General features: G+C 65.7%; 19 protein-coding genes. 5 read left to right on the top strand and 14 right to left on the bottom strand.

The features are described from left to right. Positions 1-82: 82 nt before the first annotated feature. The 4 genes from ACFWB0_RS17335 to pgsA all read right to left on the bottom strand — a co-directional run bounded on the left by ACFWB0_RS17335 (position 83) and on the right by pgsA (position 2,557). On the bottom strand, positions 83-895 hold the full coding sequence (locus tag ACFWB0_RS17335) for a PspA/IM30 family protein (protein ID WP_378491700.1): 813 nt from the start codon (positions 893-895) through the stop codon (positions 83-85). A 208-nt stretch (positions 896-1,103) separates the two neighbouring features. After that, the gene (locus tag ACFWB0_RS17330) at positions 1,104-1,538 is read right to left on the bottom strand and encodes a helix-turn-helix domain-containing protein (protein WP_378491699.1); all 435 of its coding nucleotides are present in this window, start codon (positions 1,536-1,538) and stop codon (positions 1,104-1,106) included. A gap of 119 nt (positions 1,539-1,657) precedes the next feature. After that, positions 1,658-1,876, bottom strand: a complete 219-nt coding sequence (locus ACFWB0_RS17325; protein WP_378491706.1) for a CinA family protein — start codon at positions 1,874-1,876, stop codon at positions 1,658-1,660. A gap of 12 nt (positions 1,877-1,888) precedes the next feature. Next, positions 1,889-2,557, bottom strand: coding sequence for a CDP-diacylglycerol--glycerol-3-phosphate 3-phosphatidyltransferase (gene pgsA, locus ACFWB0_RS17320; RefSeq protein WP_378491698.1), 669 nt, complete (start codon positions 2,555-2,557; stop codon positions 1,889-1,891). A 42-nt stretch (positions 2,558-2,599) separates the two neighbouring features. On the opposite strand from pgsA, the gene ACFWB0_RS17315 reads away from it, so the two are divergent. Together ACFWB0_RS17315 and ACFWB0_RS17310 are read left to right on the top strand one after the other, a co-directional pair. Beyond that, complete coding sequence (locus ACFWB0_RS17315; protein WP_378491697.1) at positions 2,600-3,127, top strand: amino-acid N-acetyltransferase; 528 nt, start codon at positions 2,600-2,602, stop codon at positions 3,125-3,127. A gap of 73 nt (positions 3,128-3,200) precedes the next feature. After that, positions 3,201-3,485 (top strand): YciI family protein, encoded by a 285-nt coding sequence (locus tag ACFWB0_RS17310; protein ID WP_378491696.1) that lies wholly within the window; start codon positions 3,201-3,203, stop codon positions 3,483-3,485. Here the strand turns inward: ACFWB0_RS17310 and ACFWB0_RS17305 are convergent. Together ACFWB0_RS17305 and ACFWB0_RS17300 are read right to left on the bottom strand one after the other, a co-directional pair. Then, entirely contained in the window at positions 3,475-4,485 is a 1,011-nt protein-coding gene (locus tag ACFWB0_RS17305; protein ID WP_378491695.1) for a TerC family protein, read from the bottom strand. The two genes, ACFWB0_RS17310 and ACFWB0_RS17305, sit on opposite strands and share 11 nt — an antisense overlap. Positions 4,486-4,730: 245 nt before the next feature. Further along, positions 4,731-7,151, bottom strand: coding sequence for a DNA translocase FtsK (locus ACFWB0_RS17300; RefSeq protein WP_378491694.1), 2,421 nt, complete (start codon positions 7,149-7,151; stop codon positions 4,731-4,733). Here ACFWB0_RS17300 and ACFWB0_RS17295 point away from each other — a divergent pair. After that, positions 7,150-7,536, top strand: coding sequence for a hypothetical protein (locus tag ACFWB0_RS17295; RefSeq protein WP_378491693.1), 387 nt, complete (start codon positions 7,150-7,152; stop codon positions 7,534-7,536). The two genes, ACFWB0_RS17300 and ACFWB0_RS17295, sit on opposite strands and share 2 nt — an antisense overlap. Positions 7,537-7,639: 103 nt before the next feature. On the opposite strand, the gene ACFWB0_RS17290 is transcribed toward ACFWB0_RS17295, so the two are convergent. From ACFWB0_RS17290 to thyX, 4 genes are all read right to left on the bottom strand, one after another. Then, positions 7,640-8,263, bottom strand: a complete 624-nt coding sequence (locus tag ACFWB0_RS17290) for a TIGR03085 family metal-binding protein (protein WP_378491692.1) — start codon at positions 8,261-8,263, stop codon at positions 7,640-7,642. A 55-nt stretch (positions 8,264-8,318) separates the two neighbouring features. After that, positions 8,319-10,130, bottom strand: coding sequence for a ribonuclease J (locus ACFWB0_RS17285; RefSeq protein ID WP_378491691.1), 1,812 nt, complete (start codon positions 10,128-10,130; stop codon positions 8,319-8,321). Further along, positions 10,130-11,035, bottom strand: coding sequence for a 4-hydroxy-tetrahydrodipicolinate synthase (dapA, locus tag ACFWB0_RS17280; RefSeq protein WP_378491690.1), 906 nt, complete (start codon positions 11,033-11,035; stop codon positions 10,130-10,132). Before dapA ends, ACFWB0_RS17285 begins: the two co-directional genes overlap by 1 nt. A 71-nt stretch (positions 11,036-11,106) precedes the next feature. Then, a complete protein-coding gene (gene thyX, locus ACFWB0_RS17275) occupies positions 11,107-11,862 on the bottom strand; it encodes an FAD-dependent thymidylate synthase (protein ID WP_378491689.1) in 756 nt (251 codons plus the stop codon). 125 nt (positions 11,863-11,987) lie between these two features. Between thyX and ACFWB0_RS17270 the strand changes: the two genes are divergently transcribed. Both ACFWB0_RS17270 and ACFWB0_RS17265 read left to right on the top strand, forming a co-directional pair. Continuing rightward, positions 11,988-12,587 (top strand): toxin-antitoxin system HicB family antitoxin, encoded by a 600-nt coding sequence (locus ACFWB0_RS17270; RefSeq protein ID WP_378491688.1) that lies wholly within the window; start codon positions 11,988-11,990, stop codon positions 12,585-12,587. Between the two features lie 87 nt (positions 12,588-12,674). Further along, the gene (locus ACFWB0_RS17265) at positions 12,675-13,118 is read left to right on the top strand and encodes an SRPBCC family protein (RefSeq protein ID WP_378491687.1); all 444 of its coding nucleotides are present in this window, start codon (positions 12,675-12,677) and stop codon (positions 13,116-13,118) included. Between the two features lie 27 nt (positions 13,119-13,145). Here ACFWB0_RS17265 and ACFWB0_RS17260 read toward each other — a convergent pair whose 3' ends face one another. From ACFWB0_RS17260 to ACFWB0_RS17245, 4 genes are all read right to left on the bottom strand, one after another. Continuing rightward, a complete protein-coding gene (locus ACFWB0_RS17260; protein ID WP_378491686.1) occupies positions 13,146-13,613 on the bottom strand; it encodes a flavodoxin family protein in 468 nt (155 codons plus the stop codon). 39 nt (positions 13,614-13,652) lie between these two features. Further along, a complete protein-coding gene (locus tag ACFWB0_RS17255; RefSeq protein ID WP_378491685.1) occupies positions 13,653-14,144 on the bottom strand; it encodes a hypothetical protein in 492 nt (163 codons plus the stop codon). Further along, the gene (dapB, locus tag ACFWB0_RS17250) at positions 14,141-14,899 is read right to left on the bottom strand and encodes a 4-hydroxy-tetrahydrodipicolinate reductase (RefSeq protein WP_378491684.1); all 759 of its coding nucleotides are present in this window, start codon (positions 14,897-14,899) and stop codon (positions 14,141-14,143) included. The genes ACFWB0_RS17255 and dapB overlap by 4 nt, the downstream gene beginning before the upstream one ends. 83 nt (positions 14,900-14,982) lie before the next feature. Further along, on the bottom strand, positions 14,983-16,317 hold the full coding sequence (locus ACFWB0_RS17245) for a M16 family metallopeptidase (protein WP_378491683.1): 1,335 nt from the start codon (positions 16,315-16,317) through the stop codon (positions 14,983-14,985). Positions 16,318-16,469 lie beyond the last annotated feature (152 nt).

Below are 16,469 nucleotides of genomic sequence, written 5' to 3'. Positions count from 1 at the left end.
CGGCCGGACCGGGAGTCACTCCGGTCCGGCCGTTGCCGGGCGCGCTCATGGTTCTGTGTCCGCTTCGATGGAGGGTCAGCGACTACTGGGAACCGGCGGAGCCTGCAGCGTTCGGAGGCTCCTTGGCGGTGTTGACGGCAGGATTCGCCGGTGCTCCACCGGGCAGAGCATCGCCCTTCATCGAGGCGCGGATCTGTTCGAGACGGCTGTGACCTGCCATCTGGACCGTGGCCTGTTGCACATCGAGCATGCGACCCTGCACGGAGTTCTGAGCGAGTTCGGCCGAGCCGAGCGCCGTCGCGTAACGACGCTCGATCTTCTCGCGCACAGCGTCCAAGCTCGGAGTGGACCCCGGCGCGGACAGCGTCGAATCCATGGATCGCAGCGATTCGCTCACGCGCTCCTGCATCTTCGCCTGCTCGAGCTGGCTGAGCAGCTTGGTGCGCTCGGCCACCTTCTGCTGGAGTGCCATGGCGTTCTGCTCGACGGCCTTCTTGGCCTGCGCTGCCGCTTGCAGCGACTGATCGTGCAGAACCTTCAGATCTTCGACCGACTGCTCGGCCGTGACGAGCTGCGCAGCGAACGCCTCAGCTGCGTTGGTGTACTGAATCGCCTTCTCCGTGTCGCCCGCGCTGCCGGCCTGATCGGCCATCATCACGGCCTGGCGAGCACTAGCGTTGAGCTTCTCGACCTCGTCCAGCTGACGGTTCAGCTTCATTTCCAGCTGACGCTGATTGCCGATCACGGATGCAGCCTGCTGCGACAGGGCCTGGTGCTGACGCTGTGCGTCTTCGATCGCCTGCTGAATCTGGACCTTCGGATCGGCCTTCTCATCGATCTTGGAGTTGAAGAGCGCCATGAGGTACTTCCAACCCTTGACGAACGGATTAGCCATGGGTGTGATCCCGCCTCCATCTGTACGCCGCGCCGAACGCGACCCGGTGTGCGTCCCTCGCGCACCGGTTCCGGTCCGCCGTGCCGGTCACCTTCGACTCGACCGATCCGACGATCCCACCTGGCGACTCGGGCCACCCCCCGGACGGTGGCCCACGCTGTGTCGCTTTCGTCCGTATCCGGCGACGCCGACACGGTCGTGATCCATGTTAGGCCGCGGCGAGCGCTCGCGCGGCCGGTGCCGGAATCACCACGCGGGTCTCCTGCGTGATGAGCGACTCCTGGGCAAGCAGCGGGTCCTGGGCAAGCAGGGCAGCATCGACCGTCTCCACACCCGACTCGGAGTGGGTCGAGCCCTGGTCTGCGTACGCACCCGGCATCACGACGTCCGCGCCGGTGCGTCGCAGAGTCCGCTCGGCGAGCGACTCACTGACGTCGAACATCACGTCGGACAGGGGTACGGCGAGTGCGTCGCAGATGGCGGCGAGCAGTTCGCTCGACGCTTCCTTCCGCCCTCGCTCGACCTCCGAGAGGTAGCCGAGGCTGACCCGGGCGCTGCTGGAGACTTCGCGCAGGGTGCGGCTCTGCGAAACACGGGTGCGCCGAAGGCTGTCACCGAGTGCCTCACGCAACAACAGCGCCATCGCATCCTCCTTCGTCCGACGTGCCTACAACTCGACCGTGCCTACAACTCGACAACGCGCGACACGGTCGCGAGGTTCCCGGGCATCCTCCGGACTTCGAATACCGCGGTGCACAGACATTACAACGCCGCCTGGGAGCCCAGTCGCGTGAGTAGCCCCGACACGGTCGCGTCGACCGCTCCAAGTCTGATCTGCCATCGATCGCCGCTGGCTTCCGGGCGGGTGACAGACGTCCCGGACGGCCCGCTGATCCCGAGAGACAGGGTTCCCGGAGGGTGGTCGTCCTGGGCGTCGGGCCCCGCGACACCCGTCAGCCCGACACCCCACGTCGCCGGGATCGCCTCCGAACGTCATGCGGAATCACCGTTCCGATGTGCTTGTTCGGCGCGACGCACGCCGGCGCGCAATCGCACCGCCTGGACCACGTAATCGATCCCCGTGACCACCGTGAGCACGACCGCCAGCACGATCAACGCCATGGCGAACGGTGCGACGACATCGGGTAGCGGAAGCAGGTACACACCGATTGCGACTGTCTGCACCAACGTCTTGAGTTTGCCGCCGCGGCTGGCCGGGATCACCGCGTGCCGCAGCACCGCGAAACGCAGCGCCGTGATACCCAACTCTCGCGCAGCGATGATGCCGGTGACCCACCATGACAAGTCGCCGAGCAGCGACAGGCCCACCAGTGCGGCGCCGATGAGCGCCTTGTCGGCGATCGGGTCGGCCATCTTCCCGAAATCCGTGACCAGGCCGAGCCGCCGGGCCAGCTGACCGTCGATGCGGTCGGTGATCGCAGCAATCGCGAAGACTCCGGCCGCGGTCAGCCGCCAGACGGTCTCGTGTCCGTCGCCGATGAACAGAAAGACCAGGAACACCGGAACGAGCGCAATGCGCATCACCGTGAGGATATTGGCGATGTTCCACAGTGGGACCGGGTCGTGCGCAGAACCAGCGTTCGGTCCTGGTGCGGCGCCGCTCCCGCCCGATGCGGCAACGGACTGGCGGGGCGTGCTCATGCGCCCACAATATCGGTACATTCACGCGCTACTGTTCACCGCATGACTTCACCGGCCGACGAACAGGACACGAACGACCGGATTGTCGTGCGGCGCGCCAGAACATCCGACGTGCCGGGGATCAAGCAATTGATCGACATCTACGCCGGGAAGATCCTTCTCGAGAAGAATCTCGTGACCCTGTACGAGGCCGTGCAGGAGTTCTGGGTCGCCGAACTCGCAGGCGAACTGGTCGGGTGCGGCGCTCTGCACGTCCTGTGGTCGGATCTCGGCGAAATTCGTACCGTGGCGGTGGATCCTAAGGTCACAGGACGCGGCACCGGGCATCTCATCGTCACGCGCCTGATCGAGGTCGCGCGCGAACTCGAACTCGAGCGGCTTTTCGTCCTCACCTTCGAAGTCTCGTTCTTCGCGCACCACGGGTTTGCGGAGATCGACGGAACACCGGTGACCTCCGAGGTCTTCGCGGAGATGTGCCGGTCGTACGATACCGGCGTCGCAGAGTTCCTGGATCTGAGCTATGTCAAGCCCAACACTCTCGGCAACACCCGGATGCTGCTCGCCTTGTGAGCACACCTCGAGATGTACGACCACCGAGATGTACGAGGATCGAACGGTCGATCCCGCACGGAAGTGAGAACCCATGGCCCTGTTCGCCGTCGAATACACCTACTCCGAGGCGACTGCCGCAGCTCGCGACGAACACCGTCCGGAGCACCGTGCCTGGCTCGGAAGTCTGGTCGAGGCAGGCACGGTGCGGGCGACCGGGCCGTGGGTCGACGGTTCCGGCGCGCTGATCCTCATCGATGTCGCCGACGAAGCAGCCGCACACGATCTGATGGCGCAGGATCCGTTCGCGCGGTCGACGCTGATCGACGCTGTCCGCATCACCGGCTGGACTCCGGTGATGGGCGTGTTCAACGACTGAGGTTCTTCTCCCCAGTCTTGCCGCCCTGATCCTTGTCGTCGTTCCTGGTCTTGAGCAGGCTCGCGACCGTCGTGATGACGAGAACCCCCACGATCACCATCAGCGACAACCCTGTGGAGATCTCGGGGACCGCTACGTGCTCGCCGCCGTTGATCCAGGAGAGCGTGTTCTCGTGCAGCGCATGCAACACGAGTTTTACGCCGATGAACGCAAGGATGACCGACAGACCGTACGACAAGAACACCAGACGCTCGAGCAGTCCACCGATCAGGAAGAACAGCTGCCGCAGGCCCATCAGGGCGAACGCGTTGGCGGTGAAGACCAGGTACGGCTCCTCGGTGAGGCCGTAGATCGCGGGAATCGAATCGAGTGCGAAGAGGATGTCGGTGAAGCCGATCGCGACGAGCGCGAGCAGCATGGGGGTCACCATCTTCTTACCGTTGATGCGGGTGACGAGCTTGTCGCCGTCGTATTCGTCGTGGACCGGCAGAAACTTGCGGGCGAGAACGACCATCTTGTTCTCCGACACGCTCTCGGTTTCGTTGCCGTGGTCGCGGATGAGCTTGACGGCCGTGTAGATCAGGAAGAAACCGAACAGGTAGAAAACCCAGCTGTAAGCGTTGATTGCGGCAGCGCCGACCGCAATGAAGATTCCGCGCATCACCAATGCCAGCACGATCCCGATCGTGAGGACCTTCTGCTGAAATTCGCGTGGCACCGCGAAGGTGGCCATGAGGATGACGAAGACGAAGAGGTTGTCCACCGACAGGGCCTTCTCGGTGACGTAGCCGGCGAAGTACTCACCGCCGTACGTCGGCCCCCACACCACGAAGACGACCACGCCGAAGAGGATCGCGATGGTGATGAACACTGCGGACCAGAAACCTGATTCGCGCAGTGTCGGCGCGTGCGGTTTACGGACGTGCGCGAAGAAGTCGAAGACGAACAGCCCGATGATCACCGCGATCGTGATCAACCAGGTCGTCAATGTGACGTGCATATGCACCTCGGCCTTCCGGTAGGTATGCGTACCTGCCGGAGGTCTCTCCCGCCCGGGGCCGAGCCTCGGACCGGCAGCCCCGGAACGGCAACGGTGCCGAACGTGTTGACGAGACTGCCGCGGATAAGGGGATACTCCCCTCCACAGCTCTCACGATTGTGCCACAGGCACCGCGGCGGGACTTCACGACGACACTTCGGCCGTAAGGCACGTCACCCATCACCCGGTCACGGGGTGTCCGGACATCAGGTGTCACTGCCATCCGATTCCGAGGGATCGCCACCGCCCCGGATCGAATAGAGCAGGCCATCGAGCTCGTCCGGCTTGACGAGGACTTCGCGGGCCTTGCTGCCTTCGCTCGGCCCTACCACGCCGCGGGTCTCCATGAGGTCCATCAGCCGTCCGGCCTTGGCGAAGCCCACGCGGAGCTTGCGTTGCAGCATCGAGGTCGACCCGAACTGGCTCGTGACGACGAGCTCGACCGCCTGCAGGAACACGTCGAGATCGTCGCCGATGTCGGGGTCGACGTCCTTCTTCTCCCCGGCCTTCGGCACCGTGACGCCCTCGTTGTATTCGGGCTCGGCCTGAGTCTTGGCGAAATCGACGACCGCCGAGATCTCCTCGTCGGTGATGAAGGCACCCTGCATGCGGACGGGTTTGCCTGCACCCATCGGCAAGAACAGCCCGTCACCCATACCGATGAGCTTCTCGGCACCCGGCTGGTCGAGGATGACCCGCGAGTCGGTCAGTGAGCTCGTTGCGAACGCGAGTCGTGAAGGCACATTCGTCTTGATCAGACCGGTCACGACGTCGACAGAGGGCCGCTGGGTTGCCAGGACGAGGTGGATTCCGGCGGCACGGGCTTTCTGGGTGATCCGCACGATCGCATCCTCCACGTCGCGCGGGGCGGTCATCATGAGATCCGCGAGCTCGTCGACGATGGCCAGAATGTACGGATACGGCCGGTAGACACGCTCGCTGCCCAGTGGTGCGGTGATCTCACCCGACTTGACCTTCGTGTTGAAGTCGTCGATATGCCTCACCTTGTTGGCCTGCATGTCCTGGTAGCGCTGCTCCATCTCCTCGACGAGCCACGCCAGAGCAGACGCAGCCTTCTTCGGCTGGGTGATGATCGGGGTGATCAGGTGCGGGATGCCCTCGTACGGTGTGAGCTCGACCATCTTCGGGTCGATGAGAATCATCCGCACCTCGTCGGGTGTCGCCCGGATCAACAGCGACACCAGCATGGAGTTGACGAAGCTGGACTTACCGGAACCGGTGGAACCGGCCACCAGCAGGTGCGGCATCTTCGCGAGGTTCGCGGAGACGAAGTCGCCTTCGATGTCCTTGCCGAGCCCGATGACCAGCGGATGGTGGTCGCGGCGAGTGGAGGCCGCCCCCAGCACGTCGGACAGGCGCACAAGTTCGCGATCGGAGTTGGGCACCTCGATCCCGACCGCGGACTTTCCGGGAATCGGTGCGAGCAACCGGACATTGTCGGTCGCGACGGCGTAGGCGATATTGCGGGCGAGTGCGGTGATCTTCTCGACCTTCACACCCGGCCCGAGTTCGACCTCGTACCGCGTGACGGTGGGGCCACGGGTGAACCCGGTAACCGCTGCATCGATCTTGAACTGCTCGAGTACCTCGGTGATCGCCTCGATCATCTGATCGTTCGCGGCCGAACGGGTCTTGGGCGGGTCGCCCTCGATCAACAGATTCAAGGAGGGCAACGTGTAATCGCCTTCGACGACGCGGTCCGGAACCAGCTGTTCCATGACGTCCGCGTCGGGCTCCGGCGGGGTGGGTGTCGGCACTGCCGCCGAGGCCGAGGCCTTCGGCTTGGTACGGGCCCGCGGTTTCGGGGCCTCCGGTTCGGGTTCGGGCGCGGGCATCGGCGCAGCGTCCGGTTGTGGTTCGTCCCACAACGGAAGCACCTCGGTGCGTGCATCGCCGTCGAACTCGTCGGTCGGGTAGTTCTCGCTGGGGGTGCGGCGACGCCGGGACCGCGGCTTCTCGGAGTCGTCCTCGTAGAGCAACGGGTTGAGATGGTCGGAGTAGCCGTCGTGCTCGGGGTGGTACTCGCCGTCTTCGTCGTAGTACCCATATCCGTCGTCGTCGCGGTAGGGAAGGCCGAAGTAGTCGCGGAAGAGCTCGGGTAGTTCGCGGATCGTGGTGCCGGTGATCAGCAGGATTCCGAATCCCATGGCGATCAACATGAGCGGCACCGACAACCACACCGTCAGGCCCGCGGTGATCGGGCCACCGACGGCAGCACCGACGAACCCGGCACCCTCCGACCGCCCCGAGACATCGGTGGGTGAGCCGGACGCGATGTGCCAGAGTCCCAGCGCGGGAAGCGCGACGAGAAGCGACCCGAGGACCAAGCGTGGCCGGGCCTCCGGCCAAGGTTCGGTTCGCATGAGCACCACCGCGATACCGAGAGCGACGAGAGGCAGTACCGCGCTTGCCCCACCGGTGACGGCACGCACTCCGGTTTCGACCCACTCGCCGACGGGGCCGCCCACACCGAACCACACCGAGCCGGCGACAATCACTGCGAATGCAACGAGACCGAGCGCGATGCCGTCACGCCGGTGACCGTGTTCGATCTCTGTCGCGCGGCCCATCGTCCGGGTGGTGGCGCCGAGACCCCGAGCGATCATGAACCAGCCGGCACCGACACTCTTGCCGATCGCGGTGAGCAGTCCTCCCGAGCCTCGACGCGGTTGCGGTGCCGGACCGCGACGCGCGCGCGCTGCCGGGGCTCGGCGAGTCGTGGCCGAGGCACGCGAACCGGAGGCCGAGGGCTTCCTCTTGGCGGGCGACTTCGCCGTCGAGGTCTTCGCCGTCGATGCCCTGGGAGTCGACTTCTTCGCGGTCGAGGCCTTCGCGGAACGTGCGGACGGTGTCTTCGCGGACGAGGTCGATGTGGCGGCAGCAGTCTTGGCCCGACCCGACGAGGTGGACGTGCGCGTCCCCGACCGTGACCGAGAGGTCGCGGGGGACGATGCGCGGCTACCCGACTTTCCTGCCATACCGCCAGGGTAGCCGCACCCACCACTCACGCACCGTCAGCAACACGGGAAGCACGCGGCGGCACTGATCACAACACCGGACCGCCGTCCGGCAAGGAGCACCGGGCACGCGCAGGTCAGAGTCCCCTGCGGGACGCCGCGAGCTCGGCGATATCCGCCTCACTCCCGTCCTGCTCGAGGCGAACCTCGTCGCGTCCGAATGCGTGGAGGAGCAGTTCGGACGGTTCCCCGCGCAGCACGACGGCGCGCGGCCCCCGCGAGCGGACGGTGACCCGGTCGCCGCCCGGGCGTTCGAAGTGCACGGTGATGTCGCTGCCGCTGTAGCTGGTGCGACCGATGGTCCGGGCGTACTTCCAGAGCAGCTCCTGGTCTTCCGCGGACAACCGCCGCGGTTCCCACCCGGATGCGCCTCGTCGCACGTCCTCGTGGTGCACGAACATCTCGGTTGCGTTCGCGACCGAATCGACGAGGTACAGGGGTGACCACTTCGGAGGCCCGGAATCGATGTCGGCGAGCAGGTGCGCCCACTGTTTGTCGGTCACCGCGCGCCGGACCTTCTCGGTGTGGCCGGCCAGCGCCGAGATCATGATTCCGGGCATCGCGTCGATGCGACGCTCGCGCACCAGCAGATGTGCTGCGAGATCGCGGGTCGTCCAATCCCCGCAGAGCGTCGGGGCTTCCGGGCCGACCTCCGACATTGTGCGGACCAAAGCGTGCCGTTCGCGTCGAGCAAGGCTCATTCGGCCACTCTAACGAGCATCTCGCGCGATGGCATCGACCGATCCTGCGTGTGTCTCAGGAGACCTCGATAACCGTGGGCACGATCATCGGCCGACGCCTGTACGTGTCGGCGACCCATCGACCGACGACACGGCGAATGCTCTGCGCGATGCGGTGTGTTTCGGTGATGCCCTCCGCAGCGAGTTGGTTGAGCGTCTTGTCGACGAGCTCGGCCGCCTCGGTCAGTGCGGTCGGGTCGTCGGAGAAGCCGCGCCCCGACACCTCCGGTGTGCTCACCGCACGACCGGTTGCCGCGTCGACAGCGACGGAGATCGAGATGAAGCCGCCTTCACCGAGGATCAACCGATCCGACAAGGTGGACTCGCCCACATCGCCGACGGATAGCCCGTCGACGTACACGTGTCCGACCGGCACCCGGCCGACGATCTCGGCGAGGCCGTCGACCATGTCGACGACGACGCCGTCTTCCGCGAGCACGATCCGTTCCTTCGGCACACCGGTGGCTTCCGCGAGCGCCGCGTTGGCACGGAGGTGACGCCACTCGCCGTGTACCGGCATCGCGTTGGTCGGCCGGACTGCGTTGTACAGGTACAGCAGTTCACCGGCCGACGCGTGGCCGGAGACGTGCACCTTCGCGTTCTGCTGCGTGACGACGGTGGCACCGCGCTTGGAGAGCCCGTTGACGACCGCGAACACCGAGTTCTCATTGCCCGGGATCAGCGACGACGCCAGCACCACGAGGTCGTTTTCCTTGACGTTGATCTGGCGGTGTTCGCCGCGTGCCATACGCGACAGCGCCGACAACGGCTCACCCTGCGAACCCGTCGATACCAGCACGAGCCGATCATCGGGCAGCGATGCCGCGGTGTCGATGTTGACCTCGAGGCCGTCCGGCACAGTGAGGTAACCGAGGTCCTGCGCGATCTGCATGTTGCGGACCATGGAACGGCCGACGAACGCGACGCGACGGTTGTAGCGGTGTGCGACGTCGACGACCTGCTGGATTCGGTGCACGTGGCTCGCGAACGACGCGACGATGACGCGGTTCTTCGCTTTGCCGATGACGTTGTCGAGCACGCCGCCGATTTCGCGTTCCGGAGTCACGAACCCGGGAACCTCGGCGTTGGTGGAGTCGACGAGGAACAGGTCGACGCCCTCATCTCCGAGACGGGAGAATCCCGCAAGGTCGGTGAGGCGGTTGTCGAGCGGCAGCTGGTCGAGCTTGATGTCGCCGGTGTGCAGCACGACACCGGCTTCGGTGTGGATCGCGACCGCGAGCGCATCCGGGATCGAGTGGTTGACGGCGAAGTACTCGCACTCGAACGGGCCGTGGGTGGTCCGCTCCCCCTCGATGACCTCGGTGAGGTTCGGGCGCAACCGGTGCTCGCGGCACTTCGCGGAGACGAGCGCGAGGGTGAACTTCGAACCGATGACAGGGATGTCCGGCCGCAGTCGCAGCAGGAACGGCAGTGCGCCGATGTGGTCTTCGTGACCGTGGGTGAGAACGACCGCTTCGATGTCGTCCATGCGGTCTTCGATGTACCGGAAGTCGGGAAGGATGAGGTCGACGCCTGGCTGCTGGTCCTCGGGGAAGAGAACACCGCAGTCCACGATGAGCAAGCGGCCCTGGTGCTCGAACACCGTCATGTTGCGACCGATTTCACCGATGCCGCCGAGCGCGACGACCCGCAGCCCGGTCTTCGGTGCCTTCGGCGGAGTGCCGAGGCGCGCGGTCGGGTCTGTCGTGGGCCGGGGGCCCGGGCGTTTCGTTGCGGCGGAGTTCTGGGGGACGCGCCGAGTGGGCTTGGACGTCGGCGGTCCGGCGTTGCGGGTCGCGCGACCACGGCCACGGTTGGGACGACTCATCACAGCACCCCCGCTGCATGCAGATCTGCGGCCAGCGCATCGATCTGGGCGGTCACCGGCGCAACCTGCGGCAGGCGTGGCTCACCGACATCGATGCCCATCAGGCGCAGTCCGGCCTTGGACGCGCTCACCCCACCGAGCCGCGCGACGGCGCGGTAGATGGGAATCAACGACAGATTGATCTTCCGGGCGAGTTCGAGGTCGCCGGCGGTGAAAGCGGTGTGCAGTTCGCGTAGTCGTCCGGGTACCAGGTGTCCGATGACGCTGACGAAGCCCACCGCGCCGACCGAGAGCCATGGCAGATTCAGTGGGTCGTCGCCCGAATAGAACTTCAGGTCGGTGGTGCCGATCAACTCCGCGCCGGCATTGAGGTCACCTTTGGCGTCCTTGACTGCCACGATGCGTGGATGTTCCGCCAACAGTCTCAGAGTCTCCGTCTCGACCGGGACGACGGAACGCGGTGGGATGTCGTAGATCATGACCGGAAGGTCGGTGGCGTCGGCGACGGCGACGAAGTGCGCGTACAGGCCGGCCTGCGGCGGACGCGAGTAATAGGGGGTCACCACGAGCAGGCCGTGGGCGCCGGCACGAGCAGCGTCGCGCGCGAGTTCGGCACTGTGAGCGGTGTCGTTGCTTCCCGCGCCTGCGATGATCTTCGCGCGGTCGCCGACTGCGGCGAGTACGGCACGCATCAGTTCAAGTTTCTCGTTCTCGGTGGTGGTGGGCGATTCGCCGGTGGTACCGGCGAGAACCAGTGCGTCGCAGCCGCCCTCGACCAGATAGTTCGCCAGTCGCACACCCGCATCGACATCGAGCTTGCCCTCGGCAGTGAACGGGGTCACCATCGCCGTTGCGATGGTGCCGAACGGAAGCTCGACAGCAGTTGCGGAATCACCGTTGGTCATGGTCAGAAGGCTACCGCGTGGACGCTGCCACCCGGAACACGGCTCGCGCACGGCCCGCACCGGCAGTGCTGTCAGCCGTCGATCTGAAAGCCTCCCGAGGCGACTTCGGTGCCGTCGGCGAGTGCGCTGATCGTGAAGTCGCAGAAGGCGTTCGGCGCCGCTTCGGTGAGCTGCCGCAGACATTCCACGGCGAGTCTCCTGATCTCGACGTCGGCATGCTCGGTGGCGCGCATCGCGATGAAGTGCCGCCACGATCGGTAGTTTCCGGTCACCACGATGCGGGTCTCGGTGGCGTTCGGCAGGACCGCTCGTGCGGCTTCACGGACCTGCTTGGCCCGTAGGGGCCCCGGGGGGAGATGCGACATCTTCTCGTCGAGCGCGTCGAGGAGTTCGACATACGCGTCGCGACTACGTTCGGCAGCGCGGAAGAACAACGCCTCGAGGTCGGCGTCGCCTTCGATTGCCGGAGGAATCACGACGGGAGCGTCCCCTCCCGGGACGAACCGTTGCGACAGTTGCGAGAAGGAGAAGTGTCGATGGCGGATCAGTTCGTGCGTGCACGAGCGGGAGATGCCCGTGATGTAGAAAGTGACGGTCGCGTGCTCGAGCACCGAATCGTGCCCCACGGCGAGGAGGTGTGTGAGGTATCCACTGTTGGTTGCGGTGCGAGGGTTCGGCTTCGCCCAGCTCTGATAGCACGCGCGACCGGCGAACTCGACGAGGGCTTCACCGCCGTCGGCATCGGTTTCCCAGGGCACACCCTCCGGAGGGAGGAATTCCGTCTTGGCGATGAGCCTGACCTGCAGTCCGATCGGTTCCGGCGCCATGCCCGTCTCCCCTCCACGTTTCCGCACGGTAATTCTGCTCGACCCTAACGCGCAGTCGCACGGAACACCTGGATGACATCTGAATGACGGTTGACTGACATCACGTTCGGCGTCACACTGACGTCATGAACATCGATGCTTATACCGACGCCATCGCCGACTCCGTGAGAAGCGCGGCAGAACTGGGCGACGAGCAGACTCGGCGCATCGCCGCGGCCCTCGCCACCGCCATCGCTGCCCCCGCTCGACTCGCCGTGTTGAGCGCCCTGTCCGACCTGGCCGCCGACGTCTCCGAGCAGTTGGGAGACCGTAGGATCACCGTCCGTCTCGACGGAGTCGATGCCATCGTCGAGGTACACGACGGCCCGGCACCCGAGGCCGAGGCCACTCCGCCGCCGACCTTCGAGGAGATGACCGGCGACATCAGTCGCGTCACACTCCGACTGGTCGAGCAGATCAAGACCCGCGCAGAGGAGGCCGCCGCACAGAATGGGGTGTCGCTCAATTCCTGGGTCGGGCAAGCAGTGCAGGGCGCGTTGCGCGAGCAGATGCGCTATCAGCGTCGCGCCGACGAATGGCGCTGGCCCACCACCAAGCCGACCACCACGACTCCGGCACCCGGGGCCCGAACCGACACCGAAACCGACACGCCCGCCGACACCGGGGCCGGTGATGCCACCGGGAACGACACCACCGGCGACACCGACGAGCGCCACACCGACTGACCGCTCCCCACGGGTATCCGTGCGGTAGATTTCCGTCGCACGTGAAGGCGCAGTTCGCGAAGACGCGGACCCGAGGGGTGGAGAAACATGGCCGTCAGCAGCACCAAGAGCTTCGAGATCGACGCGACACCGGAGCAGGTGATGGCGGGTATCGCCGCGGTCGATCGCCTTCCCGAATGGTCGTCGACCCACAAGTCGGTGACGGTCGAGAGCACTCACCCCGACGGCCGCCCCCACCGTGTGCGCATGACTGTGTCGATCATCGGGATCACCGACGAGCAGGTCGTCGACTACACGTGGAGCGGCGACGAATCGATGTCGTGGACCCTGGTCGAGAGCGCTCAGCAGAACGTGCAGGACGGCTCGTACACGCTCACCGCGTCAGGCAAGGGAACCAGGGTCGATTTCAGCCTCGCCATCGATCCGAAGATCCCGGTGCCCGGATTTCTGGTGCGCCGCGCGGAGAAGACCGCCATCGACACCGCGGGCAAGGGCCTGACGAAGTTCGTGGAGAAGAACTTCGTCGCGTAGCCCGTTCCGGGTCGGCACATCACCGGGTCAGCCCATCAGCTGGGCCGCAACAGTCGCGCCGAGTTCCCAGCAGGCCTCGAGATCGCTCTTGCTCGGTTTACCCGAAACGACGACGTAGTCGGCGGTCTTGACCCATCCGAGCCCGGTCGTGATGGTGTCGACGGCACGCTCGGCACCCTCGGTGCCTTCGTTGCCGTGGAGGTACAACCCGTAAGGCCGTCCGCGCGTCGAATCGAGGCACGGGTAGTAACAGACGTCGAACGCGTGCTTGAGCGCGCCACTGATGTATCCGAGGTTGGCCGGTGTCCCGAGCAGATAGCCGTCCGCTTCGAGCATGTCGGTCGGAGAGACCGTGAGCGCCGGCCGGCGGACCACCTTCACACCCTCGATCTCGGGATCGGTGGCGCCCGCCAGCACAGCTTCGAACATCGCCTGCATGAACGGCGACGGAGTGTGATGGACCACGAGCAGAGTGCGGGCGTTGTCTTCGGTCATCCCCGCAGACTACGCATCTCGACACGCTGCGACGAGCGGCTACGTCTCGCTGTCGCGCTCGGACTTCTCCAGGGCCACGGCGCGTTTCATCGTCTCGCGCGCCCGACTGCGGTCGCCGGCGAAATCGTAGGCGCGGGCGAGTCGATACGAGTTGCGCCAGTTGTCGGGGTCGGCCTCCCACTCGGCTTTCACCGAGTGGAACAGTTCATCCGCGGCGTCACGTTCGATACGTCCGGACGCCCTCCGCGGAAGATCGCTCACGTCGAGGTCGAGGCCCTCGTCATGGATCCGGCGGGACAATCGCTGATGGTCCAGCCCCGCACGGAGGGTCGCGTACACGATCCACACGCCCACCACCGGGAGCAGGAACACCCCCACACCGAACACGATCGACACTGCTTCGCCGCTCGTGATCAGCGAGATCCCGGTGTGTCCCAACCTCACGAAGTAGAACGCGAGCGCCGCGACGATGAAGGCGATCGCGATGACCACCTTCGCGACATCGCGACCCGCCGAGGCCTGCGCACTCACAGGTCGAGCAGGGGGTCGATGCCCACGGTCAATCCGGGGCGGGAGCCGACCTCGCGGACGCCGAGGAGCACACCGGGAGCGAACGACGACCGATCGATCGAGTCGTGCCGGATCGTGAGAGTCTCACCCTGCGTGCCGAACAACACTTCCTGGTGCGCGACCAAACCGGCCACCCGCACCGAATGCACCCGCACGCCGTCCACATCTGCACCGCGCGCGCCGTCGAGTTCGGTGGTGGTGGCGTCGGGGCTGCGACCCACTCCGGCCGCGTCGCGGGCCTCAGCGATCAATCGAGCGGTGCGGTACGCCGTTCCGGACGGCGCGTCGGCCTTGTTCGGGTGGTGCAGCTCGATGACCTCGACGGAATCGAAGAAGCGCGCGGCGGCCTGCGCGAAGCGCATCGACAGCACCGCGCCGATCGCGAAGTTGGGTGCGATGAGCACACCGACGGCGGGCTTCGCGGCGAGCCGGTCCCGCACCTGGCCGAGGCGCGCGTCGTCGAACCCTGTGGTGCCGACGACGGCATGGATACCGTTCTCGATCAGGAACTGCAGATTGTCCATCACCACGTCGGGGTGGGTGAAGTCGACGACGACCTGGGCTCCCGACGTGACCAATGCGTCGAGGCTGTCATCCTTGTCGACGGCCGCGACCAGTTCGAGGTCGGCGGCCGTGTCCACCGCGGCGCAGATGGCCTGACCCACCTTGCCCTTCGCTCCGAGAACCCCTACCCGAAGAGCTGTCTTGTCCGCCACCGATCCACGTCCTTCCCGTCGCTGTACTCGGGAAAGCCTACGCAACAGGCGTGATCATCAGACGGGCGGGAGCAGGCGCGACCTCAGGCCACGATCCCCCGCACCGATGCGGGGAGGTCGCGTGCGCGCCGGTACGGACCGACCACCGCCGCAGCGTAGGGACGGTGAAGCAATTCGGCGGCCACTTCACGCACCTGTTCGGTGGTGACGGTGGCAATACGTTCGAGTGTCTCCGTGATCCCCCAGTGCCGCCCGTAACTCAGTTCACTGCGGCCGATCCGGTGCATACGGGCACCGGTGTCCTCGAGTCCGAGAACGAGTCCGCCGCGCAGCGACCCTTTGGCACGCGCACACTCCGCGTCGGTGATGCCGTGCTCGGCAACATCGGCGAGAACTTCACGCACCACCGAGGCGACGTCGCCGAGGTTCTCGGGCTGACATCCGACATAGGTCGAAAACGCCCCGGTGTCGGCGAACGTGTCGACGCCCGAGTAGACGGAATATGCGAGTCCGCGCTTCTCGCGCACTTCCTGGAACAGCCTCGAACTCAGGCCGCCGCCGATCGCAGTGTTGAGAACCGACAGCGCCCAACGCCGCGGATCGTGCCTGCCGAACGCGCGGACACCGAGACTGAAGTGCACCTGCTCGTTGTCCTGATCGGTGATGCTCAGGGTGGGCGCGGCGCGCAGCCGCAGCGTCCCTTCGCGTCGCGGTGCCGCGTGTGCGGATTCGTCGAGGTGCCCTGCAAACGCTCGGCGGACGAGTTCGACAGTGTGCGCGTGATCGACGTTTCCCGCCACGGCCACCACCATCCTCTGCGGTGTGTACCGGCGCATATGGAACGAGTGCAGCTGAGTGCGCGTCATCGATTCGATCGATTCCGTGGAGCCGATGATCGGACGGCCGACCGGGTGATCACCGTAGAGCGCGGTCAGCAGGGCGTCGCCGAGCAGATCCTCGGGGTCATCGTCGCGGATGGCGATCTCTTCGAGCACCACCTGACGCTCGACGTCGACGTCGGTGCTGCGGCACTGTCCGCGCAACACCACGTCGGCGACGACGTCGACGGCGATCGGCAGATCGTCGTCGAGCACATGAGCGTAGAAGCAGGTGTGCTCTTTGCTGGTGAAGGCGTTGAGCTCACCGCCGATCCCGTCGACGAGTTCGGCGATGTCCAGAGCAGAACGGGTGGGCGTCGCCTTGAAAAGCAGATGCTCGAGAAAGTGGGCGGCACCCGCGACCGAGGGTTGCTCGTCGCGGGAACCGACACCTACCCACACACCTACTGCTGCCGATCGCACGCCCGGCACGTGTTCGGTGACGACACGTACGCCACCGGGCAGCACGGTGCGCCGTACGCCGGTGTCCGCGACCCCCGCCGGGGTGTCGAGTGAGAGAGAATCGAAGCGTGTTGCCATGGGCTGTTCTACGGTCCTGCGCTGTCGGTGAATCGCGTGTGGTGAAAGCTGTGTTCAAGGCACGGAACATCACACACTACACGCGACCACCACTGTGTTCTCTTCAGCAACCACGGCTGCGTTCTCTTCAGCAACCCCTGCTGTGTTCTCTT

Source organism: Rhodococcus sp. NPDC060086, from assembly GCF_042730275.1.
Classification (GTDB): domain Bacteria; phylum Actinomycetota; class Actinomycetes; order Mycobacteriales; family Mycobacteriaceae; genus Rhodococcus.
Note: the sequence above shows the minus strand (reverse complement) of the source record. Positions and strands in the feature narration are given on the sequence as shown.

Excerpts from the sequence above, each read along its gene's own strand:
- ACFWB0_RS17335 (WP_378491700.1), bottom strand. The coding sequence starts at position 895 with ATGGCTAATCCGTTCGTCAAGGGTTGGAAGTACCTCATGGCGCTCTTC.
- ACFWB0_RS17330 (WP_378491699.1), bottom strand. The coding sequence starts at position 1,538 with ATGGCGCTGTTGTTGCGTGAGGCACTCGGTGACAGCCTTCGGCGCACC.
- pgsA (WP_378491698.1), bottom strand. The coding sequence starts at position 2,557 with ATGAGCACGCCCCGCCAGTCCGTTGCCGCATCGGGCGGGAGCGGCGCC.
- ACFWB0_RS17315 (WP_378491697.1), top strand. The coding sequence starts at position 2,600 with ATGACTTCACCGGCCGACGAACAGGACACGAACGACCGGATTGTCGTG.
- ACFWB0_RS17310 (WP_378491696.1), top strand. The coding sequence starts at position 3,201 with ATGGCCCTGTTCGCCGTCGAATACACCTACTCCGAGGCGACTGCCGCA.
- ACFWB0_RS17305 (WP_378491695.1), bottom strand. The coding sequence starts at position 4,485 with ATGCACGTCACATTGACGACCTGGTTGATCACGATCGCGGTGATCATC.
- ACFWB0_RS17295 (WP_378491693.1), top strand. The coding sequence starts at position 7,150 with ATGAACCAGCCGGCACCGACACTCTTGCCGATCGCGGTGAGCAGTCCT.
- ACFWB0_RS17300 (WP_378491694.1), bottom strand. The coding sequence starts at position 7,151 with ATGATCGCTCGGGGTCTCGGCGCCACCACCCGGACGATGGGCCGCGCG.
- ACFWB0_RS17290 (WP_378491692.1), bottom strand. The coding sequence starts at position 8,263 with ATGAGCCTTGCTCGACGCGAACGGCACGCTTTGGTCCGCACAATGTCG.
- ACFWB0_RS17285 (WP_378491691.1), bottom strand. The coding sequence starts at position 10,130 with ATGAGTCGTCCCAACCGTGGCCGTGGTCGCGCGACCCGCAACGCCGGA.
- dapA (WP_378491690.1), bottom strand. The coding sequence starts at position 11,035 with ATGACCAACGGTGATTCCGCAACTGCTGTCGAGCTTCCGTTCGGCACC.
- thyX (WP_378491689.1), bottom strand. The coding sequence starts at position 11,862 with ATGGCGCCGGAACCGATCGGACTGCAGGTCAGGCTCATCGCCAAGACG.
- ACFWB0_RS17270 (WP_378491688.1), top strand. The coding sequence starts at position 11,988 with ATGAACATCGATGCTTATACCGACGCCATCGCCGACTCCGTGAGAAGC.
- ACFWB0_RS17265 (WP_378491687.1), top strand. The coding sequence starts at position 12,675 with ATGGCCGTCAGCAGCACCAAGAGCTTCGAGATCGACGCGACACCGGAG.
- ACFWB0_RS17260 (WP_378491686.1), bottom strand. The coding sequence starts at position 13,613 with ATGACCGAAGACAACGCCCGCACTCTGCTCGTGGTCCATCACACTCCG.
- ACFWB0_RS17245 (WP_378491683.1), bottom strand. The coding sequence starts at position 16,317 with ATGGCAACACGCTTCGATTCTCTCTCACTCGACACCCCGGCGGGGGTC.